Below are 15,125 nucleotides of genomic sequence, written 5' to 3'. Positions count from 1 at the left end.
AAGTCTTCCCTCAGCTTTCAGTGCGCTGAGGGAAGGTTTGTCGGTAAACTTCAATGAGGCCTTGGACTTCAAAGTCGATTTTAATGGCATCCTTTGCTGTTTCGCTGTTCAAGAAATCTGGCGGAAGTTTCAGGTAAGAATTCACTTCATCCGGGGTCGCAATTTGAAGTTCCTGGCTAATCTTTGAAAGCGCGAGTCCGACTTTCTTGAAGCGTTGGAAGGTCGTCTTCTTCGTTATATTATCTCTGACTTGGTCGCGAATCGTTGGATAGTCGAGTTTGTTCATGAGACACAATCGGCCAAATACAAGGTCAAGGTGGCCTTGGATGTTGACACGCGTCTCGCATTGAGGGCGTGACAGAATGTACTCGTGGTCTCCAGGGAGCTGGATATCCTCTATGCGGTTGACATCCCGTTCACTTAGAATTTTTTGCGCGACAAGTCGTTCAACGTCCCCCATTTTGTTTACGAAATTGAGGTAGTTATTCTTTGCATTTGAAGTGCCGTCTTTGAATAATTCAAGACCCTCACTCGCCTCAAACCAGGCTTTTTCAGGCCGGCCTATATATATGTGGTGACTGCTCCAAGGATAAATCAGCGTTTCAACCATGTTGGCTGCGAGAGGGTTTCTGTGGATGTATTTGATGGTTTCTCGAACTTTTTCATCGCCTAAAATTGGATACGCCTTGAATCGATCCCCAAACAAATGCCCATTTCGCCCCATTCTCTTATTGACGTCAAAGGCAAACTTTTGGTTTAGCCATTGAATGACGCTCGAAAGGGAATTGGCGTTCATCCTCATGATCAGGTGGACATGATTGTCCATAATGCAATAGGCAAAGAGATTGAAGTCGTACCTCTGTTTCGCTTGCTTCAATAGGGTGAGGTATTTATCTTTACAGTGGTCGTTTTCGAGCAAAAACTCTTGGTTATTAACTCGACTGATGACGTGGTAAGGAACTCCCGGCTGTATCCGGCGATGACTCCTGGTAATATTGATCACTCCCATTTATTTTTTACATTATTTTACATATTTAATTCATATTATCATTCCATCTTTTGTAAATCAATGCAAATATTCTTGTCATTTTTTTACATATTTCATCAAATCTTCTCTAAGTCACTAACGATTACAGGTGTAAATGACTTATTCTTGGCTGATTCAATGACCATCGGCTTAACTATCCCTTAAGTATTTCTTTGTTAAGTGCATGATCTTGAGGAATCGTGGTATCTTTAAGATGTAAATAAGCACTGCAATTATCACCAAATCATGCAAAATCACTCACACAAGGAGTCCTGGTCATGGAGAAATTTATAGACAAACAACTGAAGCGCGTCTCAAGGCAGGAGCGGCGGCTCATGAAAGATCAGCGCGAATCCTGGATCAGTTATAGGACGCGGCCGGCCAGAGAAAAGCTGGATGCCGCCATCCCTGACAAGTTGAAATCTACGCTGGAAACCGCTTTTTACAAAGGTTTTAAATTGGTTTTTGAAAAAGGGGCGCCGGTGATTGACAAAACCTATAATAAGGAAAAGATTTTGTTGCAGCATGAAGCGCGGGATGAAATTTTTATGGACGCGCCAACGCATAGAAATTTGAATAAGGTGCACCGTCGGGCTAAGAATGCAGGCTCGGCCAATACGCTGATCACTGCGGTTGAGGGTGGGGCGCTGGGACTGCTGGGCATAGGGCTGCCTGATATCCCGCTGTTTATTGGGATGCTGATGCGAACGCTGCATGAAACCGGCTTGAGTTATGGTGTGGATACGGATCTTTATGAGGAAAGAATATATGCCCTTTTGCTGATTTGCGCGGCGTTGACAGAAAATGAGGAGCGGCGAAGCTTTAACCATAAGATTCTGCTTTTTGAAAAGCGGCAGCAAAACGGCATATCGCTCGGGATGAATTTGGAGGATCAGATTAAAGAAACGGCCGCAGTCCTGTCACAAGCCTTGTTGACGGCGAAATTTGTTCAAGGTCTTCCGGTGGTGGGTGTTGTGGGCGGTGCGGTGAATTATGCTGTAACGCGTAAGGTTTCCAATTTTGCTCGGTTGAAATATAAGAAGAGATATTTGTTGGCAAAGATTAACGAATAGAAGAATGGCGTGATTCCTTAATTGGGGATCACGCCTTTTTTTGTGGTTTGATTAGGCAAGCTCTGGCACCAAATTCAACTGAGTGTCAGACACTCAACTCAACTGAGTGTCTGACACCCAACTCAACCGAGTGTCTGACACCCAACTCAACCGAGTGTCTGACACCCAACTCAACCGAGTGTCTGACACTCAACTCAACCGAGTGTCTGACACTCAACTCAACCGAGTGTCTGACACCCAACTCAACCGAGTGTCTGACACCCAACTCAACTCAGTGTCTGACACTCAACTCAACCGAGTGTCTGACACCCAACTCAACTCAGTGTCTGTCACCCACCTCCCCCCACCCACAATTCCATTAAATTTCAGTGACTTTAATGCCGCCTCAGACCATTATATGGTATAATTACGCTGAAATTATAAGGAGGATTTACATGGACAAAAAACCTACAAGACCTACCGGCTCAGCACGTCCAGCCAATCCACACAGGACGGAAGGCAGAAATGGCGAGGGTGCGTCAAATAACGGATCGACCAGACGGTCATCAGGAAGTAAAAAGAAACCAAAAAAGCCATTACGCAAACGCATCTGGAAAGCCATCTTCAATCTCATGATCTTATTCGTCATCCTGGGCATGATTGGCGCAGGCATTGCCTATGCCTATGCTAAAAATGTCGTTTCTGACCTGCCACCCATTGATCCCTCAAAAATCAATGAGCTACTCGGAGAGAACTCTGTCATCCTGGACTCCAACGGGGAGCTGATGGAAACCCTTCAGAACGACGGCCTCAGAACCATCATCAAATATGAGGACATGAGTCCCAACCTGATCAACGCCTTCGTTGCCGTTGAAGACAAAACCTTCTTCGAGCACAACGGATTCAACTACGTGCGACTGGTCGGCTCTGTCGTCAACAGTGTCACTAAGGGCGTCCGGATTCAGGGCACCAGCACCATCACCCAGCAGCTCGCCAGAAACCTTTACTTAGTGGAGAGCAAATCCGCGCGCACCCTAGATCGTAAAATCAAAGAAGCTTATTATACCTTGGAGCTCGAAAAACTGCTCAACAAAGAACAGATTATCGAAGCCTACCTGAACACCATCTGGCTCGGTGCAGGCGCTAACGGCGTTCAAGCCGCAGCCAAATCCTATTTCAGCAAAGACGCCAGCGAGCTCGACCTAGTCGAGTCGGCCATCCTGGCCGGTATCCCTTCCAGCCCGGCCAACTATACGCCAATGCTGCGGCTCGAAAAAGCGGATATCTCTGACGGCAGCCGGATCATTGACGATTCGGACAGCCAGTACACCCTGGTTTACAATGACACCGCAGAAAAACGCTACAAGACCGTCACCAAGCTCATGCACGAAAATGGCGTGATCTCCCAGGAAGAGTACGACAGCATCAAGGACGTCGACCTCTTCGAACGCATCAAGCCCAGCAAACAGAGCAATGATGACATCAGCTCCTACTTCGCGGATATGGTTCGCGACGACGTCCTGGACGGTCTCATGACGCAGTATGGCTATACCAAAGAAGAAGCCACCAGCATGCTCTTCACCAAGGGTCTGCAGATCCACACCACCATCGACCTCGAGCTGCAAAAAAAGCTGGAGGCGACTTATGACAAGTACTACGACAGCATGCCAAAGGTCGTCGTCCGCTTCAATCCGGGCGGCAACGTCATTACACCGGATGGCCGCATTCTTCTTTATAAGTACGAGAATCTCGTCAACGACGCCGGACAGCTGGTGATCCCGGATGGCGACTACAAATACGACGACTGGGGCAACCTGGTCATCTTCAAGGACCGACGCTTCAATCTCTACGCCAACCGTCAGGACGGCAAGCTCGTCTCCGTCCAAATGGTCATCAAGAACGTCTTCAAGGCCAGCGAGCTCAGTTCCAGCCCGAGCGGCGTGAAAAACATCTCGAACTTCAAAACCTACTCCGGCCGGGAAGTAGCCATTCCCCATGAGGTTAAGACCCTGGACGAACAAGGCAACCTGGTCATCAGCAAGGACTTTCTGACCAAGAATCCAGAGTTTTTCATTCCTGGCGACAACAACGCGCTTCTGGTTGCCAAAGACCATTTTGGCTTCAGCGATCAGGGCATTGTCCAGCCTCAATCCTCAACGGTCATCATAGATTACCACACCGGCCAGCTTAAGGCAGTTGTGGGCGGCCGCAACATCACCGGCCAGAAAATCTACAACCGCGCAGTCAATCCGCGTCAGCCCGGTTCCTCCATCAAGCCGCTGGCGGTGTATCTCCCGGCTATCGATACGAAGAAGTTCACCGCAGCCAGCATTGTGGATGATGCCCCGGTCTATCTCAAGGGTGGCACGGACCGCTGGCCGCTGAACTGGTATGAAGGCTCGACCAAGTATTGGGGTCTTCAGACGATTCGCGAATCCGTCGAATGGTCCATCAACGTCAACGCGGCCAAAGTCGCGCAGGCAGTGGGGCTTCAGACCTCTGTGGATTACCTGAAAAAGATGGGCATCACCAGCGTGGTGGAATCCGGAGCTTATAATGACATGAACCTCGCCGCAATGTCCCTGGGCGGTATGTCCATGGGTATTTCCCCTCTTGAAATGGCGCAGGCTTACGGGTCCATCGCCAACGGCGGCGTTCTGAATAAGACGACGACGTTTACGAAGGTCATCGACAACCGCGGCAATGTCATCCTGGAAAACGAGCCGCATCTCACCCGCGTCGCGGATGAAAAGGCCGCCTACATCATGCAGGACATCCTTCGCACAACGGTCACCAACGGCCTTGCCAAAGTCGCCGCGATTCGAAACGGCAACACCGGCATTCCTGTCGCCGGCAAAACCGGTACGACCTCGAATCAGATCGACGCATGGTTTGTCGGATTCACCCCGTACTACACTGCCAGCGTCTGGTTCGGCAACGACGTCAACATGCCGCTGGACCAAGGCTCAAAAGTCGCCGCCCAGTTCTGGAATCACGTCATGACCACCGTCCATGAAGGCTATGACAACCGGGATTTCAAAGCAGTCGACGGCCTGATTACCCTCGCGGTAGATACCAAGTCCGGGATGCTCCCATCTGAGCTGTCAGCCCTCGACTCGCGCGGCACGGTCAAAAATGAAATTTTCATTCCGGGTACAGAGCCTACCATCGTGGACAATATTCACGTCGAGGCGCAGATCTGCAAGGAAAGCAACTTGCTCGCCAACGAATTTTGCCCTGTGGAGACTGTTGAATCCAGAGTCCTCGTCCAGCGGCCAATCCCGCTTTCCCCGGAAGATCTCGCCTTTGTCAGAGACGCGGCCTTTGAGCTTCCTACGACCCCTTGCGACATTCACAGCGAAGCGACTTATGTCCCGCCTGCCCAGGCACACATTACCCCTATGGGCGACGGCCGCTACTATGTCATCCTGCCATTCCAGCTTAAATTCCTGGATGGGTCCGTCTTTACCGCTCCGGTGGATTCCATCATCAACGAAGACCTCTCCATTCAGCTGCCGGATGGCACGATTCGGGAGCCAATGAACTTCCAGTATCCGCCGGATATCGAGACCCTCCTCGGCCCGAAACCGACCACGAACTCCGGCTCCAATGCAGAAGGCAGCCCGGCAGCCGTTCAGCAGCCGAGTGCGGATGAGCTGATCGACGAGGTCGACAGCGCGATCAATAACTAAAAATGCCTCAAAAAATTAATTATGCCGATGGTTATGGCAACACAACCATCGGCATAATTTTTAGTTTTTTGAAATCACACCTGAATGTACCGGTGATCTTTATCAATCAGTTGCACGCTCACAAGCGCCCCAAACTCTCCCGCCAGCGCTGCTGCCAGCTGATCCCGGGCAGCGAGAACCTGATCCAGGTTCTGACCGCTGAAGCCGTCCACCGGAAACAACACATTTCTGGAATCCTGTGTGACCTTGCCCCACTCGGATTGCCGCCAGATCCACCGGCGAGTTCTGACGCGGCTGGAATCGCCGTAGATGAGCTCTCCAGCGGGTAATACCTCTTCCTGATCTGAGCCCAGGGCTACGAAGGTCTCTCCCTCCCTGGAGAAGCGCACCTCGAAGTCCCCGCCCAGCTGGTCCAGGTCGTGAGCGCCCATGGGCACCGCGAAGTTCAGGGAGATGCCGTTGACCAAATCGATCACCGGGTGAATAAAGGGAAGCGCCGCACCGTTCAGCACGCGCTTGCCCATGGCTTCAATCGAGCTCGGAAAGCGGTTCGGGTTGATACCTATGGTCTCAAAAGCCTCCCTGTACGGCACCAAATCCGGATGCGCCTTATAATCACAGTGGCAGTGCCGGTCGCGAAACACCGCTTCGCCGGAGCGCAGCACATCCTGAGGCATGTGCGTGTGTCGGTGGACATCGATCCCGCGGGCGACCACGACGCCGACTACGTATTCCGGCAGTTTCTCAAACACTGCGTCTTCTACCATAAACTTCACTACAAACGACTCCTTTCGGATTTAGTCTTTTTTAGGTTCGGCCTGCTGCCACCTCTGAAAACGCTGTATTTCTCTCCCCTCAAAAGCCCGCTGGATCAGGCCTTCCACGTCCAGCTTCGACTCTGAGGCTTCAATGTGATTCAGCTTGGGCTTCGTGACCACCTTGGACGGCAGGAACACCGTGCAGCAGTCCTCAAAAGGCAGGATGGAGGTTTCATAGGTGCCTATGGTTCTGGCCACCTCTACAATGTCATTCTTGTCGTACGCGATCAGCGGACGGAAGACCGGCAGGTTTACCCGGGCATTCGTTACGGTGAGGCCTTCTATCGTCTGCGAGGCCACCTGGCCAATGTTCTCGCCGGTGATCAGCGCCTGTGCCCCGGTCTCCAGGGCGACTTGCTCTGCCAGAGCCATCATGAACCGCCTGGAGAGGATCGTCATTTCTTCCTCTGGACAGTTTTCCATGATTGCCTGCTGGATTTCCAGCAAATTGATGGAGGTGACTTCAATGCTGCCCGTGAAAACCGCCAACTGTCTGGCCAGGTCGTAGACCTTCTCCTGGGCCCGCTCACTGGTGAACGGATAGGAATGGAAATGGACTGCGGAAAGCATCACGCCACGGCGCGCCATCATCCAGCCGGCCACTGGGCTGTCAATGCCTCCGGACAGCAGCAGAACCGCTTTGCCTGCTGTACCGTAGGGCATCCCACCATGGCAGCGGATTTCTCTCGAATAAATGTAGGCTCTGTCCCTAATCTCGACATTGACCAAAAACTGGGGCGCGTGAACGTCGACCTGCAGGCCTTCCACCTGGCTCAGCAACACACCGCCCAGGGCTTTGCAGATCTCAGGAGAAGTCATGGGGAAGCGCTTGTCGCTGCGTCTGGCTTCTACTTTAAACCGCGTCATGCCCGTCTCGGCTTTCAGGGCTTTCACCTGAACAGCCGCTGCTGCCGCGATTTTCTCAAAGTCAGGATCCACCTCCACACCAGGGCAAAGAGCCACAAGTCCAAAGACGCGCTGGGCTTTTTCCAGCACCTCGGACTCGTCCTCCAGATTGTAGTTCATGTACATGCGGCCGAATTCCTTGGCGACCTTCACGTGCCTGATCCCTCTGACTGCCCCTTTGAGATTGTCCATCAGGCGGTTTTCGAAGAATTTTCTGTTTAGTCCTTTTAAGGTGATTTCGCCGATCTTGACCAGTGTAAAGCCTCTCTCACTCATAGTTACCTTCTCCTCATGATCCGTCCCAGGGAGGTGCTCGCCTGTCGGATGATCTTAATAGCTTGGTCGATGTCGTCTTCTGTGGTGTGGACGCTCAGGCTGAACCGCAGCGCACTGTCAATTCTGGCATCCGATAGGCCGAGGGCCGTCAGGACGTGGGACGCCTTTCGGTCCTTGGAATGACAGGCAGAGCCGCTGGAGACGTAGACGCCCTCCTTCTCGAGGGTGTGCAGCAGCACTTCGGATTTCAGACCGGTGAATGATGCGTTGATCACGTGGGGCGCTCCGTCAGCCGGGCTGTTGATGGCGACGTGCTCTATGGAGACGAGTCCCTCCCAGAGACGGTCTCTCAGGGTACGGAGGTGGGTGGCGGCGTTTATCGGCAGAGCCTTGAAAGCGGCCTCCATGCCCAGGATGCCCGGCACATTCTCTGTCCCCGGGCGGATGCCCCCCTGCTGGCCCCCGCCGAAGACGAGGGGCTTCAGACGGATGGCTTTATCTCTGTAGAGAAATCCAATGCCTTTGGGGCCATGGATTTTATGGGCGCTGGCGGTGAGCAGGTCGATGCCCATGGCGCGCACGTCGATGGGCAGCTTGCCAAAGGACTGGACCGCATCCACGTGGAATACCGGAAGGTCGTCTCTGTCACGGACAGATCGCAGACGGCCCTTGAGGTTCGCGCCCAGGTCAAAGATGGCCCCTGTCTCGTTGTTGACATGCATCAGGCTGATCAGCCCGGTCTCGGGTCTGACGGCCTCCAGCACCTGCTCCGGCGTAATGGTGCCGTTTGTGTCAGGTTTCAGGAGCGTCACCTCAAACCCGCGCTTTTCCCATTCCAGGACCACCTCCAGCACGGAGCTGTGCTCCACGGCGGAGGTTATGATGTGGCGCCGGCTTTGCCGCAGGAGTGCCGCCACCCCCGAGATGGCCAGGTTGTTGGCCTCTGTGCCGCCTGAGGTGTAGAGGATCTCCCCTTTGTCCGTTGGCGCTTTGATCGCGTTCAAGAAGGTCAGGCTAGCGGCTTTGATCCGCTTCTCCGCCTCGAGCCCCTTCCTATGAAGGGACGATGGATTCCCATACCACCCCGCCAGTGCCCCATTCATTGCCTCAATCGCCTCTGAACACACCGGTGTGGTCGCGCTATGATCAAGATATATTTCATGATTTTCTCTATTATTCATAAATTTCACCTTCCCTAACTTAACTATTATACCGTAAGGTGGGGGTCAGGTACAAAGATAAATTTGGTGTCAGACACCGAGTGCGATTCGGTGTCTGACACTAAGTGTAATTCAGTGTCTGACACCAAGTGCAACTCAGTGTCTGACACCAAGTGCAACTCAGTGTCTGACACCAAGTGTAATTCGGTGCCAGAGTGTTGCAACATTTCTGTAACATTCCCCCCTAAGCCCCAACCCTCCCATCCCACTTCTGCAACATAATCCCGCAATAATAATGACCTGCTCCTCTAGATTTGTTATACTTATAGAGGTCTTATAATTTATTTGTTATTCAGCATACTGTTGAGGGGGCATTTCCTTGAAGAAAGTCGCAGTAGTCTTTACCGGCGGTACCATTTCCATGAAGGTCGACAAACGCCTTGAAGCCGCTATACCCGCTATGTCCAGCCAGGAGATCCTGTCCATGGTCACTAATATTGACAAATTCGCGGATGTGGAAACCATCACCTTTGGCAAATTCCCCGGCCCGCATATGAACCCGGATCGCATCATGGAACTCAATCAGCTGGTGAAAGCTCTGATCGCCAGAGACGACATAGACGGCGTCGTCATCACCCACGGCACCGACTCCATCGAAGAAACCGCTTTCTTCCTCGATCTCAGCCTGCCGGACCACAAGCCCATAGTCATGGTCGCCGCCATGCGAAACGGCTCCGAGCTCGGTTACGACGGCCCAAGCAACCTCTCAGCCGCCATCTGCACCGCCATCTCGGACCAAGCCCGCGGCAAAGGCGTCCTCCTCGTCATGAACAACGAAATCAACTCCGCCCAGGAAGTGACCAAAACCCACACCATGAGCCTGGACACCTTCAAATCTATGGAATTCGGTCCCCTGGGGATCATCGACAACGACGAGGCCATTTTCTACCGTGACATCATCCGCCACCCCCACATCGACACCGACTTCTACGTCAAAGATGTCTACCTGATCAAAAGCGTCGTGGGCATGGACTCCGAATTCATCGACTTCTGCATCGCAAAAGGCGCCAAAGGCATCATCATTGAAGGCATGGGCCGCGGCAACCTCCCGCCTGAAATGGTACCCGGCGTTATGCGCGCCATCGAAAAAGACATTCGCGTGGTCATGGTCTCCCGCTGTCCTATGGGCCGCGTCTACGACTCCTACGGCTACGAAGGCGGCGGCAAAATGCTCCGCAACGCCGGCGTCATCTTCGGCGGCAACCTCAACGGCCAAAAAGCCCGCATCAAACTCATGCTGGCCCTCACCGTCTATCACGACCTCGCCAGCATAAAGCAATTCTTCGAAAAAGATCTCTACAGCAAGTAACTGATTAAAATAGTACAAAAAAAAAGAGAGCCAAGACCGTTTTTGCCGATGGTCATGGCTCTTTTCACTCCATCACAACCAGCCCTATTGGCCGGCGTCACATTTGGAATAACCCCTGCGGAAAATGACACTTTTGAAGCCTATGACAACTTGCGTCAATGAACTATAGCTTTTACCACCCATGATGCCAGGGGCACCTTTTGCCTTATTGCGCCTCATACGCCAGCTTCACGCTCTTTGACACCAGCATGGTCACAATAAACGCGGCCAGAGTCCTGAGACCCAGCAGCAGCCACCCATTTGCGCCAACGGCTACAAACAATAGTGTGTCCTCCACAACCGCATGACAGCACGCCAGGAATATGGACACCAGCGTCAAACTGCGCAGGTCGATCTCGCCTTCCTGAGCGCTCTGAATGATGACCCCGGACCCATAAGCCAACCCAAAGATCAATCCAACTGCCAAGGGAAACGCTGCGGATCTCTGAACCCCCAAAAACCTCGTTAATGGCCGAAGTCCCGCAGAAATAACATCCATGACTTTGTATTTTCGAGCGAACTCCATTACTATCATCAAAGGAAAAACTATAATTGCGATGCTCCAAACAGACTTCAGAGATCCAAACACCGCTTCCTTCAAAACCTCAATTACATTAAATTCAATCCCCATCTCAACGCGGCCCCCTATATCGTCAAATTCAGCAAAATACCCGAAATTACTGCCAAGCCAATTCTGACTGACAAAATCATAGGGATGCTGACCCCGACCCGTTTCGAGACAGCTGTCTCTACCAGAAGTGAATGCGAAAACGACAGCATCACTGCCATGATGGTAATCTGCTTCATGGTCAGCGGCAGTGTGGCCATGACCCCAATCCCTGCGTACAGATTAAGCAGGTTGCCCATGACCATCGCAATAGCCGCCTCTCCAGGCAAACCAAAAAGTTGCATCACCGGCTCAAACAAAATGGCAATCCAGCCGATGACTGGGGTATACTTAAGAATAGTGATAATAATATAAATTGGCACAATGACCTTCGCCAGCGTCCAAGTTGTCTTCAGACCCTTCATAGTACCATCTCTCAGGGTAGACATAAATACGTTCATTAAACCACCTGCTTTATTAGTTTCACTTTAACAAAGGAGCGAGCGCCATGATGAACACTCAAAAGTCCTTACAACCCAGCAAAGAAAGTCACTTCATCGCCAGGCACCTGGAAGTGGATTCACCCATTGTTTTCTTCGACATCGAAACCACCGGCTTCCACCGCGATTATTCCAAACTCGTTTCTATCAGCCTCATTGAACTCCATCAGGATCAACTGAATTATTACTATTTTTTCAATGAGACAGGTAAAGATGAAAAAGACATTCTTACTGCAGCACATACACTGCTGTCCTCAAAATATCTCATTTCCTTCAACGGTGACGCCTTCGATGTGCCCTACCTGATGCACAAATATGCCAAGCACGGTCTGACTCCGCCACTTACAGTCGCTCGCAATTTGGATCTTATGAAAGTCGCCAAAGCAAGTCTTCATCTTGATAGCTATAAACTGAAAAGTATTGAAACCGCCTTGGGCATCCTTAGAACGGACACACTCACTGGTCTCGACTGCATTGATGCCTATAACAACTTCCTTGAGACCGGCGACCGCAGCTATGCAGACAAGATCGAACTTCACAACGAAGAAGATACGTTAAACCTGCTCGAATTGACTTATCGATTATTGGAGCACCACTCCGGCGTCGTAGAGCTTTACAAGCCTCATTACTTTGAATGGCGCGATATGGAGCTCAACTTAATCTCGCTGAAATTGCAGGGCGATTTCGCCATAATTACTTTTGAGCCTGATAAAAATACTGAAGAGATGCACTGGTATGATGACCGCGGTCATATCTTTAAGACACATCTAACTGGAACCATGCCCCGTCTGGAAGTTACAATTCCAGTTGAACACCATAGTGTCGATGGCTTTGACTTAAGTATTGGTCTCTACCTTGAAGGACAATCCCGAATGCGTGTGCTCAGCGTGGATGGACATCCACTTTACGAGAACATGCCTAACCTTCTGCGGCACATGGATCAACTTATGAGTTCGAAGCAAAAAATTGTTTTTGGTTAAACCCATTACCAGTGTTGTGTCATTCCAGAAATGAGCAAAAGCCGCTCACGGAATCAATTTCGCGTGAACGGCTTTTTAGTGGTGCCCAGAGCCGGAATCGAACCAGCGACACGAGGATTTTCAGTCCTCTGCTCTACCGACTGAGCTATCTGGGCAGAATGTAACAAAACCATCTATTTCGATTGAGTTACAAGGGTTTGTTGGTGGGCATGGATGGACTCGAACCATCGACCTCACGCTTATCAGGCGTGCGCTCTAACCACCTGAGCTACACGCCCACGAGCTTAAAGTGTTAATGGTCGGGGCGGCAGGATTTGAACCCGCGACCCTCTGATCCCAAATCAGATGCGCTACCAAGCTGCGCTACACCCCGACATATTAAATTAAATTGGCAGGGGTGATAGGATTTGAACCCACGGCACGCGGTTTTGGAGACCGCTGCTCTACCAGCTGAGCTACACCCCTAAGTACGATACTACTTTTGCGCTAATGGCGGAGAAGGAGGGATTTGAACCCTCGCGCCCCTCATCAGGACCTACTCCCTTAGCAGGGGAGCCTCTTCAGCCTCTTGAGTACTTCTCCATAAATTGGCGGAGGGGGTGGGATTCGAACCCACGTGGGCTATTAACCCTAACGGTTTTCAAGACCGCCCCGTTGTGACCGCTTCGGTACCCCTCCAAGTTGTTGGTGACCCAACCGCGGCTCGAACGCGGGACACCTTGATTAAAAGTCAAGTGCTCTACCGACTGAGCTATTGGGTCATATAATGTTTCGGTTATTAAATTGTGTGGCTGGGGATGTAGGACTCGAACCTACGAATGACGGAGTCAAAGTCCGTTGCCTTACCGACTTGGCGAATCCCCAACGTTGTAAGACTACATCATAAAGTAGTTGGAGCGGGTGAAGGGGATCGAACCCTCGCAACCGGCTTGGGAAGCCGGGGCTCTACCACTGAGCTACACCCGCAGGGTTTTACAGTGGTACGATAATTTGCAGAATTGATGGAATTACATTACTGAAGGTGGGTTTTCACTTTTTGTGAAAACTGCTTTTTGTGCTCTGCGGTTGATACCCCGCATGCGCTAAAAAGCTTATTAAGGTAATTTTTCTCTCCTTCGGAGAGAAACCGTTTTTTCAAAAATTCGTTTGGTGCCACGAATTTTATGAAAAAACTAATTTGGTGGGGGGAGAAGGATTCGAACCTTCGAAATCGTAGATAACGGATTTACAGTCCGTCCCCTTTGGCCACTCGGGAACCCCCCCATGTTTTAAATTGTAATTGGCGACCTGGAAGGGACTCGAACCCTCGACCTCTAGCGTGACAGGCTAGCGTTCTAACCAACTGAACTACCAGGCCGTGGTTTCTTACGGCTTCCTTTTACCTCGCGTTTGAGATGACGCGGATATTCTTACCACCATGATCTTACCTCTAGAACAAGGTAATTTCTTTTCCCTTCGGGAAAAGACAGTTTTTTCCTCAGCGGCTAATGCCCCGCATTCGGAAAAAACTAATATGGTGGGAGCTACAGGGATCGAACCTGTGACCTCTTGCTTGTAAGGCAAATGCTCTCCCAGCTGAGCTAAGCTCCCGTATTAATGTAGTTTTTTTCTCCTTCGGAGAAAAATCGCTATTTCAGAAAGCGGTTGATGCCCCGCTTTCTAAAATAACTAACGTGGTGACCCCTAGGGGAATCGAACCCCTGTTACCGCCGTGAAAGGGCGGTGTCTTGACCGCTTGACCAAGGGGCCGAAATTTTAAAAAATGAAATTGGTAGCGGTGGGCGGAGTCGAACCACCGACCTTCCGGGTATGAACCGGACGCTCTAACCAGCTAAGCTACACCGCCATATTGAGAATTGAAATGGTTGCGGAGACAGGATTCGAACCTGCGACCTCCGGGTTATGAGCCCGACGAGCTTCCATCTGCTCCACTCCGCGACGAGTGTGGTACATTGTTTAATTACTACTTGAAAGGTTCTTGGTGCCGGAGACCGGAATCGAACCGGTACGGTCTTTGAGGACCGCAGGATTTTAAGTCCTGTGCGTCTGCCAGTTCCGCCACTCCGGCAAGAAATGGCTCCAAGGGTGGGGCTCGAACCCACAACCTACCGGTTAACAGCCGGTTGCTCCACCATTGAGCTACCTTGGAACGTGAGTTACCAGAAGTAACGTTTTAGCGTCTCTAGCTGTGAATCTTGATTAATTCTGTTGAAGACTTGCGTCTTCAACAGATCAATCATTTACCCGGCGACGACTTACTCTCCCAGGGGGCTGCCCCCCAAGTACCATCAGCGATGAAAGGCTTAACTTCTGTGTTCGAGATGGGAACAGGTGTGGCCCTTTCTCCATTGTCACCGGGTCGTTAGCTTCGAGAGGCAGCACAGCTTTGTTGCGCGTTCGAGAAGCGGTTTTTTCACCGGAGGTGAAAAAAAAACTTCCTTGCCCTCTGTTCTAACCAAGTCTGAAAGTATTATTCACACCTTCAAAACCGCATACGGAAGATTACTTTTTATATCTAGATAAACCTTGATCAAGCCCTCGACCTATTAGTATCTGTCAGCTGAAAGCGTTGCCGCTCTTACACCTCAGACCTATCAACCTGTTAGTCTATCAGGGGTCTTACTTCTTTCGAATGGGAAATCTCATCTTGAGGGGGGCTTCGCGCTTAGATGCCTTCAGCGCTTATCCCTGCCGCACAT

At 51.2% G+C, this 15,125-nt stretch carries 10 protein-coding genes, 17 tRNA genes and 2 rRNA genes; 4 read left to right on the top strand and 25 right to left on the bottom strand.

Annotated elements, in window-relative coordinates; genetic code table 11:
- Window positions 1–10: 10 nt before the first annotated feature.
- The gene (locus OEL90_RS09910) at window positions 11–1,009 is read right to left on the bottom strand and encodes a transposase (protein WP_291399854.1); all 999 of its coding nucleotides are present in this window, start codon (window positions 1,007–1,009) and stop codon (window positions 11–13) included.
- Window positions 1,010–1,305: 296 nt separating this feature from the next.
- Between OEL90_RS09910 and OEL90_RS09905 the strand changes: the two genes are divergently transcribed.
- Both OEL90_RS09905 and OEL90_RS09900 read left to right on the top strand, forming a co-directional pair.
- Window positions 1,306–2,100 carry an EcsC family protein gene (locus OEL90_RS09905; protein ID WP_291399852.1) on the top strand — a complete coding sequence of 265 codons (795 nt, stop codon included), beginning with the start codon at window positions 1,306–1,308 and terminating at the stop codon, window positions 2,098–2,100.
- Between the two features lie 434 nt (window positions 2,101–2,534).
- The gene (locus OEL90_RS09900; RefSeq protein WP_300688265.1) at window positions 2,535–5,771 is read left to right on the top strand and encodes a transglycosylase domain-containing protein; all 3,237 of its coding nucleotides are present in this window, start codon (window positions 2,535–2,537) and stop codon (window positions 5,769–5,771) included.
- Window positions 5,772–5,845: 74 nt separating this feature from the next.
- Here the strand turns inward: OEL90_RS09900 and OEL90_RS09895 are convergent, their stop codons facing one another.
- Genes OEL90_RS09895 through OEL90_RS09885 form a run of 3 tightly spaced genes read right to left on the bottom strand, consistent with a single transcriptional unit; the run spans window position 5,846 to window position 8,952 of the window.
- The gene (locus OEL90_RS09895) at window positions 5,846–6,538 is read right to left on the bottom strand and encodes a B3/4 domain-containing protein (protein WP_300688321.1); all 693 of its coding nucleotides are present in this window, start codon (window positions 6,536–6,538) and stop codon (window positions 5,846–5,848) included.
- A gap of 30 nt (window positions 6,539–6,568) precedes the next feature.
- Window positions 6,569–7,771 (bottom strand): tRNA uracil 4-sulfurtransferase ThiI, encoded by a 1,203-nt coding sequence (thiI, locus tag OEL90_RS09890; RefSeq protein WP_300688262.1) that lies wholly within the window; start codon window positions 7,769–7,771, stop codon window positions 6,569–6,571.
- Window positions 7,772–7,773: 2 nt separating this feature from the next.
- Complete coding sequence (locus OEL90_RS09885) at window positions 7,774–8,952, bottom strand: cysteine desulfurase family protein (protein WP_300688261.1); 1,179 nt, start codon at window positions 8,950–8,952, stop codon at window positions 7,774–7,776.
- A 352-nt stretch (window positions 8,953–9,304) separates the two neighbouring features.
- Here OEL90_RS09885 and OEL90_RS09880 point away from each other — a divergent pair, with 352 nt between their 5' ends.
- Window positions 9,305–10,300, top strand: coding sequence for an asparaginase (locus OEL90_RS09880; protein ID WP_334296980.1), 996 nt, complete (start codon window positions 9,305–9,307; stop codon window positions 10,298–10,300).
- A 205-nt stretch (window positions 10,301–10,505) separates the two neighbouring features.
- On the opposite strand, the gene OEL90_RS09875 is transcribed toward OEL90_RS09880, so the two are convergent.
- Window positions 10,506–10,970 (bottom strand): nucleoside recognition domain-containing protein, encoded by a 465-nt coding sequence (locus OEL90_RS09875; RefSeq protein ID WP_291399847.1) that lies wholly within the window; start codon window positions 10,968–10,970, stop codon window positions 10,506–10,508.
- Between the two features lie 14 nt (window positions 10,971–10,984).
- Window positions 10,985–11,407 carry a nucleoside recognition domain-containing protein gene (locus OEL90_RS09870; RefSeq protein ID WP_291399846.1) on the bottom strand — a complete coding sequence of 141 codons (423 nt, stop codon included), beginning with the start codon at window positions 11,405–11,407 and terminating at the stop codon, window positions 10,985–10,987.
- Between the two features lie 47 nt (window positions 11,408–11,454).
- Between OEL90_RS09870 and OEL90_RS09865 the strand changes: the two genes are divergently transcribed.
- A complete protein-coding gene (locus tag OEL90_RS09865; RefSeq protein WP_291399845.1) occupies window positions 11,455–12,426 on the top strand; it encodes a ribonuclease H-like domain-containing protein in 972 nt (323 codons plus the stop codon).
- A gap of 79 nt (window positions 12,427–12,505) precedes the next feature.
- Here OEL90_RS09865 and OEL90_RS09860 read toward each other — a convergent pair.
- From OEL90_RS09860 to OEL90_RS09770, 19 genes are all read right to left on the bottom strand, one after another.
- A tRNA-Phe gene (locus OEL90_RS09860) sits at window positions 12,506–12,581 on the bottom strand.
- Window positions 12,582–12,627: 46 nt separating this feature from the next.
- Window positions 12,628–12,704, bottom strand: a tRNA-Ile gene (locus tag OEL90_RS09855).
- An 18-nt stretch (window positions 12,705–12,722) separates the two neighbouring features.
- Window positions 12,723–12,799, bottom strand: a tRNA-Pro gene (locus OEL90_RS09850).
- Window positions 12,800–12,815: 16 nt separating this feature from the next.
- Window positions 12,816–12,891, bottom strand: a tRNA-Trp gene (locus tag OEL90_RS09845).
- A gap of 25 nt (window positions 12,892–12,916) precedes the next feature.
- Window positions 12,917–13,008, bottom strand: a tRNA-Ser gene (locus tag OEL90_RS09840).
- A gap of 6 nt (window positions 13,009–13,014) precedes the next feature.
- Window positions 13,015–13,104, bottom strand: a tRNA-Ser gene (locus OEL90_RS09835).
- A 7-nt stretch (window positions 13,105–13,111) separates the two neighbouring features.
- Window positions 13,112–13,187, bottom strand: a tRNA-Lys gene (locus OEL90_RS09830).
- A gap of 27 nt (window positions 13,188–13,214) precedes the next feature.
- A tRNA-Gln gene (locus OEL90_RS09825) sits at window positions 13,215–13,290 on the bottom strand.
- Between the two features lie 28 nt (window positions 13,291–13,318).
- Window positions 13,319–13,392, bottom strand: a tRNA-Gly gene (locus tag OEL90_RS09820).
- A 212-nt stretch (window positions 13,393–13,604) separates the two neighbouring features.
- Window positions 13,605–13,689, bottom strand: a tRNA-Tyr gene (locus tag OEL90_RS09815).
- A 17-nt stretch (window positions 13,690–13,706) separates the two neighbouring features.
- Window positions 13,707–13,783 (bottom strand) — tRNA-Asp (locus OEL90_RS09810).
- 157 nt (window positions 13,784–13,940) lie between these two features.
- A tRNA-Val gene (locus OEL90_RS09805) sits at window positions 13,941–14,016 on the bottom strand.
- 84 nt (window positions 14,017–14,100) lie between these two features.
- Window positions 14,101–14,175: transfer RNA gene (locus tag OEL90_RS09800), tRNA-Glu, on the bottom strand.
- Between the two features lie 20 nt (window positions 14,176–14,195).
- A tRNA-Met gene (locus OEL90_RS09795) sits at window positions 14,196–14,272 on the bottom strand.
- A gap of 16 nt (window positions 14,273–14,288) precedes the next feature.
- A tRNA-Met gene (locus tag OEL90_RS09790) sits at window positions 14,289–14,364 on the bottom strand.
- A gap of 41 nt (window positions 14,365–14,405) precedes the next feature.
- Window positions 14,406–14,494 (bottom strand) — tRNA-Leu (locus tag OEL90_RS09785).
- A gap of 6 nt (window positions 14,495–14,500) precedes the next feature.
- Window positions 14,501–14,575, bottom strand: a tRNA-Asn gene (locus tag OEL90_RS09780).
- 93 nt (window positions 14,576–14,668) lie between these two features.
- Window positions 14,669–14,785, bottom strand: a 5S ribosomal RNA gene (gene rrf / locus OEL90_RS09775).
- A 167-nt stretch (window positions 14,786–14,952) separates the two neighbouring features.
- Window positions 14,953–15,125, bottom strand: a 23S ribosomal RNA gene (locus OEL90_RS09770); the annotation flags it as partial.

This window comes from Acidaminobacter sp. (assembly GCF_030247605.1).
Classification (GTDB): Bacteria; Bacillota; Clostridia; order Peptostreptococcales; family Acidaminobacteraceae; genus Acidaminobacter.
The sequence above is the reverse complement of the archived record's forward strand: the minus strand, read 5'-3'. Positions and strand labels throughout refer to the sequence as shown.